Origin of the sequence: Bdellovibrio sp. GT3, assembly GCF_037996765.1 — a bacterium.
GTDB lineage: Bacteria > Bdellovibrionota > Bdellovibrionia > Bdellovibrionales > Bdellovibrionaceae > Bdellovibrio.
In genome coordinates this window covers 62,891-79,140 of record NZ_JBBNAD010000004.1, presented here as the reverse complement: position 1 = coordinate 79,140, position 16,250 = coordinate 62,891, and the positions used below count along the sequence as shown (strand labels likewise).

General features: G+C 46.8%; 12 protein-coding genes. 6 read left to right on the top strand and 6 right to left on the bottom strand.

The window, feature by feature from the left end:
- Positions 1-35: 35 nt before the first annotated feature.
- The 4 genes from AAAA73_RS02010 to AAAA73_RS01995 all read left to right on the top strand — a co-directional run bounded on the left by AAAA73_RS02010 (position 36) and on the right by AAAA73_RS01995 (position 6,440).
- Positions 36-911, top strand: a complete 876-nt coding sequence (locus tag AAAA73_RS02010) for a hypothetical protein (protein WP_340596479.1) — start codon at positions 36-38, stop codon at positions 909-911.
- Positions 912-973: 62 nt separating this feature from the next.
- On the top strand, positions 974-4,408 hold the full coding sequence (locus AAAA73_RS02005) for a zinc-dependent metalloprotease (protein ID WP_340596478.1): 3,435 nt from the start codon (positions 974-976) through the stop codon (positions 4,406-4,408).
- A gap of 23 nt (positions 4,409-4,431) precedes the next feature.
- Entirely contained in the window at positions 4,432-5,742 is a 1,311-nt protein-coding gene (locus AAAA73_RS02000) for a hypothetical protein (RefSeq protein WP_340596477.1), read from the top strand.
- A 92-nt stretch (positions 5,743-5,834) separates the two neighbouring features.
- The gene (locus AAAA73_RS01995; RefSeq protein WP_340596476.1) at positions 5,835-6,440 is read left to right on the top strand and encodes a type 1 glutamine amidotransferase domain-containing protein; all 606 of its coding nucleotides are present in this window, start codon (positions 5,835-5,837) and stop codon (positions 6,438-6,440) included.
- Here AAAA73_RS01995 and AAAA73_RS01990 read toward each other — a convergent pair.
- The 5 genes from AAAA73_RS01990 to AAAA73_RS01970 all read right to left on the bottom strand — a co-directional run bounded on the left by AAAA73_RS01990 (position 6,437) and on the right by AAAA73_RS01970 (position 11,948).
- Complete coding sequence (locus AAAA73_RS01990) at positions 6,437-7,522, bottom strand: DUF748 domain-containing protein (protein WP_340596475.1); 1,086 nt, start codon at positions 7,520-7,522, stop codon at positions 6,437-6,439. The two genes, AAAA73_RS01995 and AAAA73_RS01990, sit on opposite strands and share 4 nt — an antisense overlap.
- Positions 7,485-8,366, bottom strand: coding sequence for a YihY/virulence factor BrkB family protein (locus AAAA73_RS01985; protein WP_340596474.1), 882 nt, complete (start codon positions 8,364-8,366; stop codon positions 7,485-7,487). Before AAAA73_RS01985 ends, AAAA73_RS01990 begins: the two co-directional genes overlap by 38 nt.
- Positions 8,367-8,604: 238 nt before the next feature.
- The gene (locus tag AAAA73_RS01980) at positions 8,605-10,968 is read right to left on the bottom strand and encodes a Tex family protein (protein ID WP_340596473.1); all 2,364 of its coding nucleotides are present in this window, start codon (positions 10,966-10,968) and stop codon (positions 8,605-8,607) included.
- Positions 10,969-11,010: 42 nt separating this feature from the next.
- Positions 11,011-11,229 (bottom strand): translation initiation factor IF-1, encoded by a 219-nt coding sequence (gene infA / locus AAAA73_RS01975; protein ID WP_340596472.1) that lies wholly within the window; start codon positions 11,227-11,229, stop codon positions 11,011-11,013.
- A 110-nt stretch (positions 11,230-11,339) separates the two neighbouring features.
- Positions 11,340-11,948, bottom strand: coding sequence for a hypothetical protein (locus AAAA73_RS01970; RefSeq protein ID WP_340596471.1), 609 nt, complete (start codon positions 11,946-11,948; stop codon positions 11,340-11,342).
- A 126-nt stretch (positions 11,949-12,074) separates the two neighbouring features.
- On the opposite strand from AAAA73_RS01970, the gene lpxD reads away from it, so the two are divergent.
- Together lpxD and AAAA73_RS01960 are read left to right on the top strand one after the other, a co-directional pair.
- The gene (lpxD, locus tag AAAA73_RS01965) at positions 12,075-13,121 is read left to right on the top strand and encodes a UDP-3-O-(3-hydroxymyristoyl)glucosamine N-acyltransferase (protein ID WP_340596470.1); all 1,047 of its coding nucleotides are present in this window, start codon (positions 12,075-12,077) and stop codon (positions 13,119-13,121) included.
- Positions 13,122-13,145: 24 nt separating this feature from the next.
- Positions 13,146-13,511 carry a hypothetical protein gene (locus AAAA73_RS01960; protein WP_340596469.1) on the top strand — a complete coding sequence of 122 codons (366 nt, stop codon included), beginning with the start codon at positions 13,146-13,148 and terminating at the stop codon, positions 13,509-13,511.
- Positions 13,512-13,567: 56 nt separating this feature from the next.
- Here AAAA73_RS01960 and AAAA73_RS01955 read toward each other — a convergent pair whose 3' ends face one another.
- Entirely contained in the window at positions 13,568-16,126 is a 2,559-nt protein-coding gene (locus AAAA73_RS01955) for a PAS domain S-box protein (protein ID WP_340596468.1), read from the bottom strand.
- Between the last annotated feature and the right edge of the window lie 124 nt (positions 16,127-16,250).

Below are 16,250 nucleotides of genomic sequence, written 5' to 3'. Positions count from 1 at the left end.
GGTCTCTTGTTTTAAAGCCCATCGTGGAGTCTATTGTGAACAAGTTTACGGGTCTTACATATATTAAGAGCATCATTCAGGGTTTAACGGTCCTGGCGGCGCTTTCTGTAGGCACACCGGCATTGGCAGCCAATGTTTCGACTTCCACGACCAAGGCAAAACGCCCTGCGGCTCCAGCTCCCACTCCAGAAGCCAAAGCCTGGTCTCTGGATTTGAGCGTAGAATCATACAGCAACATGATGAAAGAAGACTCTTACGAGCGTGATGCTCAAACGTCCGTCGATTTATCGGCTGGCTACCGCTTTAATAAAATCACCTCCATGCGCATAGGCACGGGAGTAATCAAAGAACACGTCGGCCCAGAGAACACTTACTTTGACAATACCAGTGCTTCATTGAGTTTTAAAACACAGCTTGCGCAGGATATCGCGTGGATCAATACCCTGGCTGGTATCTTGCCAACGAATCGCCAAATGCAGGACGAAATGTCTTATCAAGGTGCTGCCCGCATTGGCACTAAGATCGCTTTCAACAACTTGATCTGGGGCAGTTCTGCGAGCACAGGCGTACAACTAACCCGCAGCTTCCATGAATATGAAATGACAGCGGATGGGTCCTACAATATGCGCAACAATGCGCAACTGGCATTGACCTACACCTTGCCGCTTTTTTCGAAACTGGCACTGCAAACTTCCTACAGCTATACCGTGGGTTGGACTTACCAGGATGATACCCGCAACAAATTCAGCGTGGGTGCTGATCTTGGTTGGGATTTCACTCCATCGGTTTCAGCTTGGATCGGCACTTCCAATCAAGGAAATGCACTAAAGGCAAACGGAATTGATTCAAACATCGAGTTCTTTAACGACACCACTTCGATCGTTAAAGCCGGATTTACGATAAGCATTTAATTTAGATTTTTAAAGTTTTTTAGATTTTAAGTTTTTTGAGAGTTTTGAAGAGGAGAGAGAATATGAACAGCAACATGAAACGCAAACTTCCAGTAACTGGTGCTTTGCTGCTGACCATTTCAACATTAATGATTTCCTGTACGAAGACCGTTCCGTACAAAGAAGTCTTTAAAGAAAACGTTGAAACCAAAGCCACTCTTTCCCCGGAAGACGAATACCTTTTCGTAGCTTCCTCTGACATCACAAACAATGACGACACGGGAATCGCCTCGGCAAATCCTTTCTGGCAAGGCCAGGAAAAAATCGTTAAATTCCGCTTCACGGAAAACACCTTGCAGGTGATGCAAGTTAACGACGAAGGCCGTCTGGCTAAGGATAATACTTTGAACGACAAAATCCTGATGGAAATCCCAATCAGAAACGTCGAATACCGCTGTGCTGAAGACCGCTATGGCAAATGTACAAACCGTGAAGAAGAAAACTCTGAAAAGAACTGGTCTAAAAAGGCCAACTTTGTTCCAGATTTCAATAGCATGAGAACGACTGGTTTCAACATGTTGCCGGTAGAGATGGAGCAGTTGTACGGCTCTTCCTGCTACACTGAGACTTCTTCTCGCCTATTGAACTATGAACTTAAAGACGGCGCCCTGAATATTCAAATTGAAAAAGGCTTCCGCGGTAACGCTGGTTGCCTGGGCAGTGCTCTTTACAGCATCAACAGCATTGATGACCTGCAAACACAGATCGTTTACCACTACTCGTTCACGAAACTTAGCAAAATGGCAACTCCAGGCTATAAAGCCATCGAATACCCTTTGAAAGACCAGGGTACTTTCGGCTTCTTCACATCTGAAAACCGCAAGTACGATGTTGATATGACCCGCACTCTGAAAAATCAAAAAGAGTGGATGAACCGCTGGAATCCTGAAAGAAAAGAAATCACTTACTACCTTTCTGACAACTTCAACAAACCTGAATTCGCTTCCATCAAAAAAGCGACTCAAGTGGCATTCGACCGCGTGAACGAAGGTCTTAAAGCTGCGGGCATGAAAACACGTCTGGTACTTAACGATCCAGCCGGCAAGAAAGTCGGCGACACTCGCAACAGCATGATCGTAATGGTTGAAGATCCGATCGCGGGTGGCCCATTGGGTTACGGCCCAACAGTGGCAAATCCACGCACAGGTGAAATCATGAGCGGCCGCGTGGCGATGTACTACGGTAACTTCGTTCAAGGTATCCGCTACACTTATGATGAAGTGGTGCGCGAACTTTCCAAATCTCAGGACACTGAATCGCAAGATTCCGGTGCGACGACTCAATCAGCCAACAAAGCCGCTCCTTCCGAGGCTCTAAAAGCCCAGCACCAGGCAGCGAAGTATTCTGCATACACTTTGTCCACGAAAACGGGTTATAAAATTGCCAACTCCTACGGATCCACTCAGTTGAAGAATACACCGGCATTGGCGCCATCAATTCTTAAACAAGCGATCAATGATGGCAACTCACTGAATACCCTTTCACCTAAACAGGTGCGTGAAACTGTGGCTAACTCAGCAAAAGGTCACGCCCGCTTCAGCAACAAATCGACATTGATGGCGATCGCTGATGCTGATGAAGGCTTGACCAAGTCTGATGCGACAAAAGCCATCGATGCTTTGTCAGTTATGTCCAAATACTGCAACTACCCTTCTGAGTTGTTCCCATTCAGCGAACACATCAAGAACGCGTTGCAGGCAAAACTGGGTCAGAAATTGAAACTATGGAATGACCTGTCCGATACAGAGCGCGAGCAAGTGATTGCGATCGTAATGCCGGAAGTATGGGTTCCAACTTTGGTGCATGAGCTGGGTCATAACCTGGGTCTACGCCACAACTTTGGTGGTTCTGAAGACCGCGCGAACTTTTACACTCAAGGTGAACTGGCTAAAATGGGCGTTAAACATGAAATCCCATACAGCTCTGTGATGGACTACGGTTACAGCGAGTTGAACCTGCTTCCAACTTTGGGCAAATACGATATCGCGGCATTGCGCTTCGGTTACAGCCGTGTGGTTGAATCTGACAAAGGGACAGCAGTTGCAGTTCCTGAAACTTTGGAAAAACTGACGAAAGAGAAATCAGACCTGGCATTGCGTGACTTCACATACTGCTCTGATGAGTCTGTGGACATGAATCCTGGTTGCAAACGCTTTGACAAAGGTACTAACTACACTGAAATCGTGCAGTACCTGATCAAAGCCTACAACGATGCTTACTTGACCCGCAATTACCGTAACGGCCGCGAGAATTTCTCAAAAATTCAGCAAGGCGGTTACTACAGCGGTACAATGTCACGCTTCCAATATATCCGTAACTTCATGGAGTCATACTCAGATATCAAAAACCGTTATGCTCTGACTGATGATTCTAAGGAATTCACTGAGATCGCTTGGTTGAAGGACCTTAAGCAGGCTGCTTTGATTTCTGGCCGCTTCTTCATGGATGTTCTAAAAACACCGGAAGTTATGTGTGCCTTTGCGAAAGCGGACAACCCAAACACAATCATCGAAATCGCCCCTCTTACCAGCATGAGTGCTGAGGCGACAAAATGCTCAGACATCCAGTTGAAGTCAGAGTTCATCCTGGTCGGTCAAACGGGTAAGTTCTTTAACGATGTTCGCGACAGCAAAACACCAACTCAGTACGCGGATCAAATCGACGTTCGCGGTATTGGTCCGGATAAGTTGGCTGCAGCACAGGCTTTGTTTGCAAGAACAAACACAGGAACTCGCCAAAACGAGGACAACTACCTGGACATCAAAGATCTGGCTCCGGAAATCGCATCAACGGTAACAGCTCTGTTGTTTGACCAAACTTCAAACAAACTGACTTTCCGCGATGCCATGAGCCAACCAGCGTTCGATATCGACTGGAGTTATGAAATGTTCCCGACACCAGACCAGGTGAATAAAGGCACAAACACTCACTGGTTCGAAGTTCCACTTCTTGATTCCGCAGCTCGCCGTATGGGCTTGCCAAATCATAAAGTCAGCTTCCAGGAGCAAATGCTTAAGATCATCACGGCCCGCATGAGTACTTCCCAGTCTCACGCGGTGGCAGACAAAGCTTTCGTTGACCAGTTCCGTGTGAACCGTATCGCGAAGGTCGCTGTGGTGAACTCTGATGCAAACACACTGGCTGTAGATGCCGGCACGTTCAAAGCCCTGGCATTGCCAGAAAATGCAGTGGCTCAAAATGCCATGGTGGTGATGAATAAGTCCGAGCGTCTGGCAAAACTGGAAGCGAAAGATCTTGAAGGATTGTTGGTTGCCCGCAGCCGCCCTTCCAACTTGCCACGCACTCCTGAAACTCCGGTTTCAGAATTGGAAACGGCCCCTGAGTACACTGACATCACTGCGAACGATATCAAATTGTTCAAAGCTGGTGCGATGGCGTCCAAAGAGAAATTGCGTTACCTTCTGACGATTTTGCCAGGTGCTGAAGAAACAAAGTAATCTGAATTAGACAGGATACGACTATGAAGAAAATCTTGATCGCAAGCGCACTTGTTATGGTTACTGCCGGTTGTCAACCTGGCAGTAAGTCCCCGGGTTCAGCTGGTCAGCCTGAGATTCAAAAAGAACTTTTGAACTCAGGTCACCGGACTTCTGAAACTGGCAATGTGCCTTCACCCGACGACAAGATCAGGGACTCTGTAGCCCGTCAGGACGCTATGAAGGACCTTCAATCCAAGGTTTTCAAAATAGCCGCCCGTCTAAAAATGGATGCCATGGGCACCACGGAAACAGACGAAACGGCTCAGCTTCTAAAAGATTTCACCAGTCGCAAAGCTGGCGCAAAACAGCTGGATATCACCGACGCACTTTTTAATGGCACTTTGGATGCGGCTGTAAAAATTGAAGACCTTCAGGGTGAATTCACAGATAAAGAAATGCCTAAATTAGCAATCCAGCGTTCCTTTGAAAAAATCGCAACGGCCTATGGTTTCGACAAAGATCAAACGAAGCTGATTGTGGCTGCCATCGAGAAACGCGAACACCTGTTGAATTTGTCAGACGATCAAATCCAGTTCATTCACGACCTTTCTGAAAATATCAAAAAGAAAACTGTGGCGCTTATCAATGATTTTAAGGAAGGCAATGACAATCAACTTTGCGGTGCTTTGGCCATATTCGCCAACAACTACAGTAACTACATGACGTTTAAATCCAAAATAGAATTGCCTTCCCTGATCGCCAACAGAGCGGCAGTCACCTCGGTTCTGCAAAAAACCATTGAATCCTGTAAAGCGGACATCACCCAAGCCCGCAAAAATATGGGGTCTCAATTGCCAGGCGTGATCAAAGAAGTGGATCGCTCGTTGCAATTGGTTGAATTGTACGTAGACCCGGCAACCAGCAGCTCCCTTCCTCTGTCCCTGGAAATCATGGATCGTTGGAAGCTGGATGAAACCAAAGAAGTCCTGGAAGCGCGCAACCAATCTTTGACTGGCGATATCGCTGCCAATGGCATCGTTTGTCGCGTTGGCGATAAAGTTTACGGAACGATAGTTCAAAGCTCTGATGCTGAATCCTCAACGGCAGAGGTGGATTTTGAACTTGCCGGTGAAAAGCCATTCAAGCTGCGCAAAATGCAAGGCCAGCGTGGGGTAACTTTGGTTTATATGTCATCTAAAACCAATGTTTTAAACCTGGGCAATTCCACCCCTGTCAATGCGGGCGAAGGATTTGTGGCCACTGTTGCTAACATGGCTCCGGGGTCGGCTCCATTGAAGATGGTCATCGGATCAGAATCCTCCCCAATCACTGTTGAATGCCAAGCTAAGTAAAAACATCGCTGTTATTCGACACGATTACCCTGTGTAAATTGCTTCCTCCGGACCCGGCTTTATCATTAAAGCTTACTCAAGGAGGAAGTTTAATGAGCAAAGCCCTAGAAGGAAAGAACGTTGCAATCCTGGCAGCCGACGGCTTCGAACAATCCGAATTACTACTACCTAAAAAAGCGCTGGAGGATGCTGGCGCCAAAGTCGAAGTTGTCTCTTTAACCACCGGTGAAATCAAAGGTTGGGAAAAAGGCAATTGGGCTAAGCCTCTGACGGTCGATGTCGCAATTCAAGTTGCCAGTGCCGATGACTATGATGCCTTGATGCTTCCAGGTGGAGTCATCAACCCTGACAAGCTGCGCTCCGAGGAAGGTGCTGTCCAATTCGTTCAGGAATTCGTGGATACGGGCAAACCTATCGCAGCGATCTGCCACGGCCCTCAGACGCTGATCGAAACCGGAGTCCTGCGCGGAAAACGCGTGACCTCGTATCCATCGATTCGCACTGACATCATCAATGCGGGTGGTGAATGGGAGGACAATGAAGTTGTCGTCGACAACGGCCTGGTCACCAGCCGTAAACCTGCCGACATCCCGGCCTTCTGCCGTAAGATGATCGAAGAGTTCGCCAAAGGGCCACAGGATACTTCTGTCTTAGGCCTCGGGGAACAACGTCGCGAGCATCCGAAACACGCGCACTAGTTTTTCTTAGGCACGTCTTTGATCGAGACGTCGTTGTCCAATTTCTTTTTCATGGCTTCGACGAAGCCATTTCTTAACGAAGACCAGACTGCGCCCCAAGTATCAAACTCGGGGCCTTTCATGGCACCTTCAAATTCCAATTTTGCTGCCATGGTTTTATTATTGGGATTTCTTAAAATCAGATTCACGCTCGCCAGGGAAATCTCATTGAAGAATCTTTTGGGTGAATCGAATTTCTCTTCGGAACTCACCACATCCAGTTTTTCAATGAAGGGCTTAACATAGCCCACGATCTTGTCATCTTTCGCACTCACTTCAGCCAACAAGCTCACATGGCCCGAAGAAAATGAAATAGGCCCATAGGCCATAAAAAAATCATTCAGCTTCGTCACATTCAGACGATCCATGGTTATTTTGGAATCAAACGTCGGCGTCTTGGCCAGGATATTCATCTTCGCACCACCTGTAAGGCTGGCATCTTTCTGCACTCGCGCCGTGATTTCAACTTTGCTGGGCAAAAGCTCTTTGGAGTTATCTGTGTTCTTTATATTGGTGGCAGATGCCGTGATACGATCAATAACCACATCCACAGGAACTTTAAAGTCGTTATTGAGCCAATGAACTTCACTGTTGGCCATTCGAAATGATTCCAATTCAATCGGAATCAACTTGCCCACGACAGCCTTCCAATCCTGCCCTTTGCCCATCTGTTTTTTCTTGTTATCTTTACTGTCAACCAGATCCAGCTTCATTCCATCCACTTTTAAATCACCTAAAAGCTTGCCTTTAAAGATCCCTCTCCAGGCCAGAGAAACATCCAGACGTTTAATCGCAATCAAAGGGGCTTTTTCGTTTTTAACTTTTTCCCAGACTTTCAAACCTTCGATCTGATAGGCCCCACGGTAAAGAGCGAGATCAAAGTCCTCGATCTTCCCTTTGTAGCTTTCCATTTTATTGCCCATATACCAATTAATGCCGTACTTGATTCCCTCGGGCATAAACACCCGCACCACAACCAAAAAAATCAACACGATCCAGACGACTTTATTTACTCGACCCAGAGTTTTTAATATTCTCTTCATGTTGCTCCACCTTGTTAATCTCATTGGCCACTTCAGCACTCACAAAGATCACCGCTGAGGAATAGTAAACCCATAGCAAAAGAACTATCAGGGAACCTGCGGCTCCATACAACGACGCCACCGCACTTTGCCCCATGTAAATGCCTATAAATCCTTTACCAATTGAAAACATAAATGCTGTGAGGAAGCCGGAGGTCACCGCTACTTTCGGGCGAATTTGAGTTTGCGGTAAAAAGTAGTAAATGGCGCTAAACAGAACTCCAAAGATTCCCAAAGAGATCACGAAGTTTAAAATCTGCCCCCATACCGCATCGGTGCCTTTTAAAAACATCGACAACACCGACGAGACAACCAAAGAAACTATGGAAATAAAAACAAAGGTTAAAACCATCCCCATGTTGAAGAGTTTGGTTTTCATAAATGTCCAGACAGTTTGCAGCGCCGTCTCTTCCTGGTTTTGAGTGGCGTCGGTTCCCACCTCAAAAATTTTATTCAGTGACATCCTCATCTCACCAAATATCGCCCCAGCTGAAAACACCAAGGTCACCAATCCGATAATTCCAGCCATGTCACGAACCTCAGGCTGCTGATCGACATTTTTAGCAATGGCTCTTAATATATCTGAAGAGTGACCGCCAAAGAGCAGATGAATCTGGGTCAGGATCTCCTCGCGAAAACTGTCATTGATCAAAGCAACAAACGTCAGAAGCAATACCAATAAAGGCGCCAAGGACAACGCCGTATAAAACGACAATGAGGCCGACATTTCCAAAATGTCGTCTGACGCTAGTTTATTCAGGAAGCTTTTTCTGGTGACTCGCCGAAGCGACTTTGCCCATTTCATAGGGAAAAGTTATCACGAAATACCCCGACAGACTCGGACGCAGGGTTTGTTTATTGGCACGACAAACTAGGCAAAAAAAAAGCCGGGACAATGCCCGGCTTTTTCGCAAATCCGATTACTTACGGATTTTTGCTTTGTACATACGCTTTTTAGTCAAAATGCGTTTTTTTCTGTGACGGATACCTTTTTTAGATTTGCCTTTTGCAGCCATGTTAATCCCCTTTTCCGGTTCAACCGGTTATTTTTTATTTGTTGGAGTGTTCATCAAAGCCGCGAACGGATTGTTGAACGGATTTGCCGGTTTCGCTGGAGCACTTCCACCCATTGGGCGCATACCACCACCTTGACCAACTTTGGACTGACCAGAACCTTTCGCAGCAGTTGCGCCACGTTGTTCAGGACGTCTTTCACCACGAGGAGCCGAAGCCATTTCTGGAGCATCGTCCATTTTCATGGTCAAAGAAATCTGATTCTTAACCGTGTCCACTTTCAATACTTTCACAGAAACATGATCGCCTGGATTTACCACTTTACGAGGGTCATCGACGAACTTGTGAGAAAGTGCGGAAATATGAACCAAACCATCCTGGTGAACACCGATATCCACGAACGCACCGAAATTCGTTACGTTAGTCACGATACCTGGGCAGATCATACCTTCTTTAAGGTCTTTCACTTCCATGATGTCATCGCGGTATTGGAAAACTTTGAACGGATCACGAGGGTCACGTCCTGGTTTTTCAAGCTCTTTAACGATGTCATCAAAAGTGAACTCGCCCACTAGCTGAGCCCATTTAGTTCTTTGGGCTACCAATTTCTTAGCACCTTCACCGATAACTTCAGACAAAGAAACACCAAGGTCTTTTGCCATATCCGTCACAGCTTGGTAACGCTCTGGATGGATTCCTGTGGAATCCAAAACTTGCTTACCACCTGGGATGCGCAAGAAACCTGCAGCTTGTTCGTACACTTTTGCCGAAAACTTAGGAATTTTCAAAAGCTCTGAACGATCCGAGAACAAAGTTTTCTTACGAGCCTCAACGATACCTTTCGCAAGTGCCGGGCCAATGCCTGCAACATGAGAAAGCAACGGAGCAGAAGCTGTATTTACGTCTACACCCACGTTATTCACGCAAGACTCAACGACGGCTTCCAATGATTTTTTCAACTGAGACTGATTCACGTCATGTTGGTATTGACCAACACCGATAGACTTAGGATCTACCTTCACAAGCTCCGCCAAAGGATCTTGCAAACGACGCGCGATAGAGATCGCACCTTTTACAGTCAAATCCAGATCCGGGAACTCTTCACGAGCGATGTCAGAAGCCGAGTACACAGAGGCACCAGATTCAGAAACCATCACCACCGGAATGTTTTTACCAAGATCTTTCAAAACTTTGCGCAAGAAAGTTTCAGTCTCACGACCTGCAGTACCGTTACCGACTGCGATCGCTTCGATTTGAACTTGCTTCATCACTTCGCCAAACAAAGTTTTAGCTTTGCGTTCAGCATCGTCGCCCAAAGTGTAAAGAACAGTGTGAGAGATGAAAGCGCCTGTCTTGTCGATCAAAGCCACTTTACAACCCGTACGAAGACCTGGATCGACACCCAATACGCATTTTGAACCGTATGGGGAAGCCAACAACAGTTTACGAACGTTTTCCGCGAATACAGTGATCGCGTCTTGATCTGCTTTGTCTTTCAACTGACGGTGAACTTCATTCACCACAGACGGAAGAACATAAACGTTCAATGCCAAACGAGCTGATTGTTTCAAGTATTCGCCAATGGCGTTGTCTGGAGTTGAAGTCGCGAAATTTTCGTAAGACTTCAAGTTCGCTTCGTCATCAGCTTTAACGTCAAGAGTAAGCTCTTCTTCTTGCCAGCCACGTCTCATCGCCAGATAGCGGTGATTGTTCTTGGCATCCATCAAAGGTTTAACTGGCTCTTCAAATTCTTTATACATTTCGTACTTGGAATTCGCTTTATAGCCTTTAGCTGCCTTAGAAACGATACGACCGTGGTCGTTATAGTTTTTAGTAACCATCGTACGAAGTTCAGCATCATTGGCGATTTTATCCACGATGATGTCTTGAGCACCTTTAAGCGCTTCTTCGTATGTCACGATTTTGGCAGTTGGGTTCAAGAAAGCTTTCGCTTTCATTTCCATAGTCTCGGAGTCTTTCAACTTGCCGTGGCCCATGTCCCAGATCCAGTTCGCCAAAGGCTCCAAGCCCGCTTCGCGTGCAACAGTCGCTTTGGTTTTCTTTTTCTTTTTGAATGGTTTGTAGATTTCTTCCAACTCGCCCAGGTCCCAGGAAAGCTCGATGCGCTTTTGGACTTCGGCCGTGAGATTGTTCTGCTCCCCGATCTCTTTGATCAAGAATGCTTTACGCTTCACGATTTCGTTGTAAGTTTCGTGACCTTCGATAACACCGCGAATTTGAACCTCGTCCAAATTGCCGGTTTTCTCTTTACGGTAACGTGCGATGAACGGGACTGTAGCCCCTTCCGCAGCAAGTTCAATCACAGCTTGTGCTGATTTTGCTGGGACAGTTGGGACAATACGAGCCAAATAACTCTGAAGAGCCTGATCCATAGAACCTCTAGATTTATTGGAATGAGTTTGAGCTAAATCTAATTATTTATGACGGAATTGGATCAGACCGTGAGTAGGATCGTATGGAGATACACCTACACTCACGCGGTCACCAACAACCACACGAATATTAAAGCGTCTCATCTTACCGCAAAGCTTTGCGTTGATGATAACTTTGTTTTCAAGTTCGATCTTGTAAAGACCACCCGCTAGGGCGTCGATCACTTTTCCGTCAATTTGTACTAAATCGTCTTTTGCCATGTAGGTAAATTTCTAGGTCAGATTGCGGGGCCTTGCAATAGATTTCTGCCCATTTATATCAATGTGCAACAAGCAAAAGGCCCCTTTGGGGGGCCTTTTTCAGGATTTTCTTAAGAAAGCTTCCTGTTGCTGATTAGCATACGCTTACCATCTTCAAATAGAACCTCTAGGCGGTCGTATTCATTGCTCATAATGAAACCCCAGCCGAAAAGTTTATGCTGAATTGGCGTTTTAGCCTCGTATTGAGAGCCAATGTTGTAAGACTGAGCTTTCATCGCTTTATATTTCTCGTGAAGCTCATGCCATTTGACCTGATCTTCAGACAAACCTGTCTTATCAATTTTGACTTTCTTTTCTTTTTTAGGAGCCTCTACTACCGCTTCAACCGGAGCTTCCACTTTTGCTGCCTTTTTCTCAGGCTTTTCCGCAGGAGCTTTCGCTGCTTTCGCAGGTTTTGCTGGAGCCGGGGCTGGTGCTGGTGCTGGCGCCGCTTTAGCGGGTTTTGCCGGAGCGACTGGTTTGGCCGCAGGCTTCGCTGCTTTAGCTGGAGCTGGAGCTGGTTTTGCTACGGGCTTTGCAGCCTTCGCAGCAGGTTTTGCCGCAGGTTTTGTGGCCTTCGGAGCAGGTTTAGCTGCTTTAGTGGCAGGCTTCGCTGCCGGCTTAGCAGTTTTCTTTGCTTTTGCCGCAGGTGCTTCCTTTTTTGCTGCCTTTTTTGCCATCTCAATTCCTCTCTAATATTTAAAGGTGAGAAATGATCGAAACGTGTTTATATACGAGACTTATACTATCACCCAGTGACTTGACATCAAAAAAATATTGCGAAAATGTTAGCGCGAGGCATCACTATGATTACAGCAGACGTTATTAAATCTCTTCAGTCCTCGGATGCAGTCTTCGTATCCGGCTCCACCGAAGCAATCGCTCAAAAAGTTTTACCGCCGGAACAGGCTGACTCCGAAAGTTTGGTATTCGTATCCAAACCTCATCAGTTGGAACAAGCCCTCAAGGCTCAGGCTACGATCATCGTCGCCCATAAGTCTCTGGCGCTCCCGACAGACTCCAAATCGACTTTCTTCAGCACTCACCATGTGCAATTGGCGATGGCGGCAATTCTGCCTCTTTTTGATGGCAAAATGAACCGCTTTAACCAAGAAACGAAAATCCACCCTAGCGCCTTCGTTCACCCATCAGCTCACCTGGGACAAAATGTTTCCGTAGGGCCTTTTGCTGTCATTGGTGAACACGCCCGCATCGGCGACGGCTGCACAATCGGAGCCCATGTGGTGATTGAGTGCTACGCCCAGATCGGCGCGCACACGATTCTGCATCCCCAGGTTTTCATCGGAGCCTACTGCGAACTGGGAGCCCACTGCGAAATTCATCCGCATACCACGATCGGAGCTGACGGATTCGCTTTCGCGCAAACCAAAGAAGGCCTGCACAAGAAAATCCCGCAAATCGGCAAGGTCATCCTGGGTGACAATGTCGAGTTAGGAGCCAACTGTGCCGTGGACCGCGCCGCCCTGACTGAAACCCGCATCGGCAGCGGCACCAAAATGGATAACTTCTGCCATGTCGCCCATAACGTTATTATCGGCGAAAACAATGTGATGGCTGCCGGCTTTAAAATTGCCGGTTCCAGTACCATCGGCAGCAATTGTATGTTCGGCGGAGACGCCGCTATTTCTGATCACGTTAACATCTGTGATAAAGTTATCGTCGCAGGTCGCTCCGGGGTAACCAGCGACCTCCTGCAACCAGGGGCTTATGGCGGATATCCAATTGAACCGCTGCGTGAATCATTGAAAACGCTGGCAAATCTGTCACAACTGACCCGAATCCGAAAAGAGCTGGCTCGAGTGGTGAAACACCTGGGCCTTAAAGAAGAATAAAGTAAAAGAAAGTCAGAGGGCCCTATGAGCTATCAATTTTATAAAATCATCCACATTCTGGGAATTATCACATTGTTCTTCGGCTTTGGTGGTCTTTTGGTTTCAACTTACGCTGGTGTTGCATTGAATGCGAAAGCCCGCATGATGTCCTATGCAACTCACGGTCTGGGTCTTATGTTCCTGCTGATTGGTGGTTTTGGAATGTTGGCTAAGCTTGGCATCATGAAAGAACTTCCGGGTTGGGCTTTGGCTAAGCTTGGTATCTGGGTATTGATGGGTGCCGCTATTTCTGTGGTTAAACGCAAAGGCAAAATCGGCTGGCCAGTCGCGATTCTTCTTTTTGGTTTCGGCACGACGGCAGCGATGCTAGCGATCACTAAACCATTCTAATATTCTTTAAAAATTTTAGAATCAAAAAGGGAGATTTTAATCTCCCTTTTTTTATCTTAAAAAAGCTCCTTATTTAAAACTTCTCGCAACTCTTCCTTCTTCAAAGGTTTTTGCAAGTACCCATCAAATCCTGCTTCCAGGCATTTTTCCCGATCCCCTTTCATGGCATGAGCCGTGAGTGCGACCACACGCCCCTGATACCCCCGACTTCGCAAACTTTGAATTGCCTGGAAACCATCCATCTTCGGCATTTGAATATCCATTAAGATAAGTTGATAGCCACCAGCAAAAGCCTTCTCCAAGGCCTCTGCACCATTCTCAGCCATCTCAATCTGCGCCTCGCTCACCCCAGACCTGATCAAATATCGTTTAAAGAGTTCGCGATTGTCCGAGGCATCATCGACGACCAACACCCGACCTTTTTTATTTTCCAAATTATCATCATCCGATGACTCGCCAGCCAAAGTCGAATCCACCACTTCATTATGCACCGGCAGCAACGCCATTACGGTCACGGTGAATTCACTGCCTTCGCCCTCAATACTGGAAAACGAGATATCTCCGCCCAAAAGACGCGCCAGCCTTCGGGACAAAAACAATCCCAAACCAGTTCCACCATATCGCCGAGTCGTCGACGTATCCGCCTGCGTGAAGGGTTGGAATAATTTCACCCGCCCCTCTTTGCTGATTCCAATCCCCGTGTCTTTTACTATAAAAATCAATTGCGCCTTCGCCCCTAACAAGACACCACTGGCCGTAATAGCAATTGATCCCTCGTCGGTGAATTTAATAGCATTGCTGATGATGTTGATAAGAATCTGCCGCAATCTTCCGGAATCCGTCACAACGTAATCCGGTAAGTTCTTCATCTCCAGGTGCATCTCAAGACCTTTTTCCTCGGCCTTGCCTCGCAACAAATGAACGATGTCGCCGACCAGTTCTGGCAGATTGAATTTCACCTGCTCAATTTGAATCTTATCGGATTCGACCTTCGAGATGTCCAAAATCTCATTCACGATTTTCAGCAACTGCTGACCATTACGCAAGATGGTATCCAGAGCGCTTTGCTGATCCATAGACAGACTTTCATCTTCCTTTAGAATCTCCGCAAACCCCAACATCGCCCCCAAAGGAGTCCTGATCTCGTGACTGACGTTCGCTAAGAAGTCAGATTTAGCGCGACTGGCATCCAAAGAACGATAGTACAACCGGGAGTTTTCAATAAGCACCGAGAGCCTTTGGCACATCTCCTCCGACAAAGCCAGGTCTGCTGCAGAAAAGCTCCGACGAGATTTAGTAGACACGAAGGACGCATAACCCAAGGGTTTCTGATCTCGCACCAATAATGGTACAACCATCGAAGACTCCGAAAATTCCTGATCTGAATCTTCGAATTCCATATCAACGCTGAAATTTTTCTCCACATGCTGCTCATGATGTTGTCGGGAATTAAAGACCCTAGCTTTTCGGTCTTTAATAAAAAGAGGACCTCCCGATTCCGGATCCCATTTGGGTGGATTCAGTTTGCGCCAGCGCCAAATAAAATCTTCCTCTTCCTGGCTCAAGCCGTGAACAACGGTATGACTAAAATCCATGCCCTCTTCATCTATCAATTCAACGACACAAAGATCACAGAACACCGGCACCATTTTTTCAGTAAACGCCTTCAACATCTCGGACAAATCAAAGGTATGTGAAATCGCAAAGGTCAAATCGGAAATGAAACTTGCCTGGCGCGCCTGGGCTTCCGCCAGCTCTTTTTCCGCCTGAGCCCGTACCAGCTCTTCGCGCTGTCTTTCCAGCTCTTTTCGTTCCGTGATGTCTTCGGTCACTCCAAGCAGGTATTGTGGCTTGCCGCTCTTATCCACAATCACCAGCTTGATAGTACTGATAAATCGAATGCCGCTTCGAGTGGGCAACGTGTCCTCGGTCAGCGCGAAAGGCAACTCTCCGTTTAAAACTTTTCGATCTATAGCTCGAAATCCTTCAGCCACCTCTTTGCTAAAAAAATCAAAATCCGTTTTTCCGACAAACTCCTCACGGGAAATCCCCAAAAGTTTTTCTCCGGCACGATTCAAACGAACAAAGCGCAAATCTTCAGCGGACTTTACGAATACCATTGAGGGCATGTTTTCGATAATGGTCGAAAGAAATGATTCAGACTCTGCCAGTTGATGAGTGCGCGCCTCGACACGCTCCTCCAGATTTCCCAGAATTTCTTCCAGTTTTTTTTCGACTGCTTTTCTTGTAGTTACGTCCTGAATCAAAGTGATGACGACATCACCCTCTAAAATAGTGGACCCCAAACGTACATAAACAAGATGCCCATCCCGGTGATAATAGGCTTTTTCCAAAGTGACATAGTCGCCACTTTTAGAAAGACGCTGCCGGGCCTCGATACTCATTTCTATGTACTCAGGAGGAGTCATCTCGTGCCAATTGAATTTGTTGTTTTTAAAGAGGTCGCGATTGTAGCCCAGCATCTCTAAAAAATAATCATTCGCTTCGAGGATTTCCCCTTTGAGGTTGCTGATAAGAATACCCACGATACGCGAATTAAACAGCGTCTCATAGCGCTTTTGAGGATCGATTTGTGGGTTCGATTCCGCGGCCATCCATACCTCTCGGCTTTATTTTAGGCCCTCCCCGTACAGAGTCATGGGTCAAAGCGCGGGGCTTGTTCGAAGTCAATTTGAGGTCTCTGTCGAAGGCTTTGACAGTGTGACATTCGCCATAATC

What these genes read in the sequence shown, in the direction of transcription:
- AAAA73_RS02005 (WP_340596478.1), top strand. Translation starts at nt 974, where the DNA reads ATGAACAGCAACATGAAACGCAAACTTCCAGTAACTGGTGCTTTGCTG.
- AAAA73_RS02000 (WP_340596477.1), top strand. Translation starts at nt 4,432, where the DNA reads ATGAAGAAAATCTTGATCGCAAGCGCACTTGTTATGGTTACTGCCGGT.
- AAAA73_RS01995 (WP_340596476.1), top strand. Translation starts at nt 5,835, where the DNA reads ATGAGCAAAGCCCTAGAAGGAAAGAACGTTGCAATCCTGGCAGCCGAC.
- AAAA73_RS01990 (WP_340596475.1), bottom strand. Translation starts at nt 7,522, where the DNA reads ATGAAGAGAATATTAAAAACTCTGGGTCGAGTAAATAAAGTCGTCTGG.
- AAAA73_RS01985 (WP_340596474.1), bottom strand. Translation starts at nt 8,366, where the DNA reads ATGAAATGGGCAAAGTCGCTTCGGCGAGTCACCAGAAAAAGCTTCCTG.
- AAAA73_RS01980 (WP_340596473.1), bottom strand. Translation starts at nt 10,968, where the DNA reads ATGGATCAGGCTCTTCAGAGTTATTTGGCTCGTATTGTCCCAACTGTC.
- infA (WP_340596472.1), bottom strand. Translation starts at nt 11,229, where the DNA reads ATGGCAAAAGACGATTTAGTACAAATTGACGGAAAAGTGATCGACGCC.
- AAAA73_RS01970 (WP_340596471.1), bottom strand. Translation starts at nt 11,948, where the DNA reads ATGGCAAAAAAGGCAGCAAAAAAGGAAGCACCTGCGGCAAAAGCAAAG.
- lpxD (WP_340596470.1), top strand. Translation starts at nt 12,075, where the DNA reads ATGATTACAGCAGACGTTATTAAATCTCTTCAGTCCTCGGATGCAGTC.
- AAAA73_RS01960 (WP_340596469.1), top strand. Translation starts at nt 13,146, where the DNA reads ATGAGCTATCAATTTTATAAAATCATCCACATTCTGGGAATTATCACA.
- AAAA73_RS01955 (WP_340596468.1), bottom strand. Translation starts at nt 16,126, where the DNA reads ATGGCCGCGGAATCGAACCCACAAATCGATCCTCAAAAGCGCTATGAG.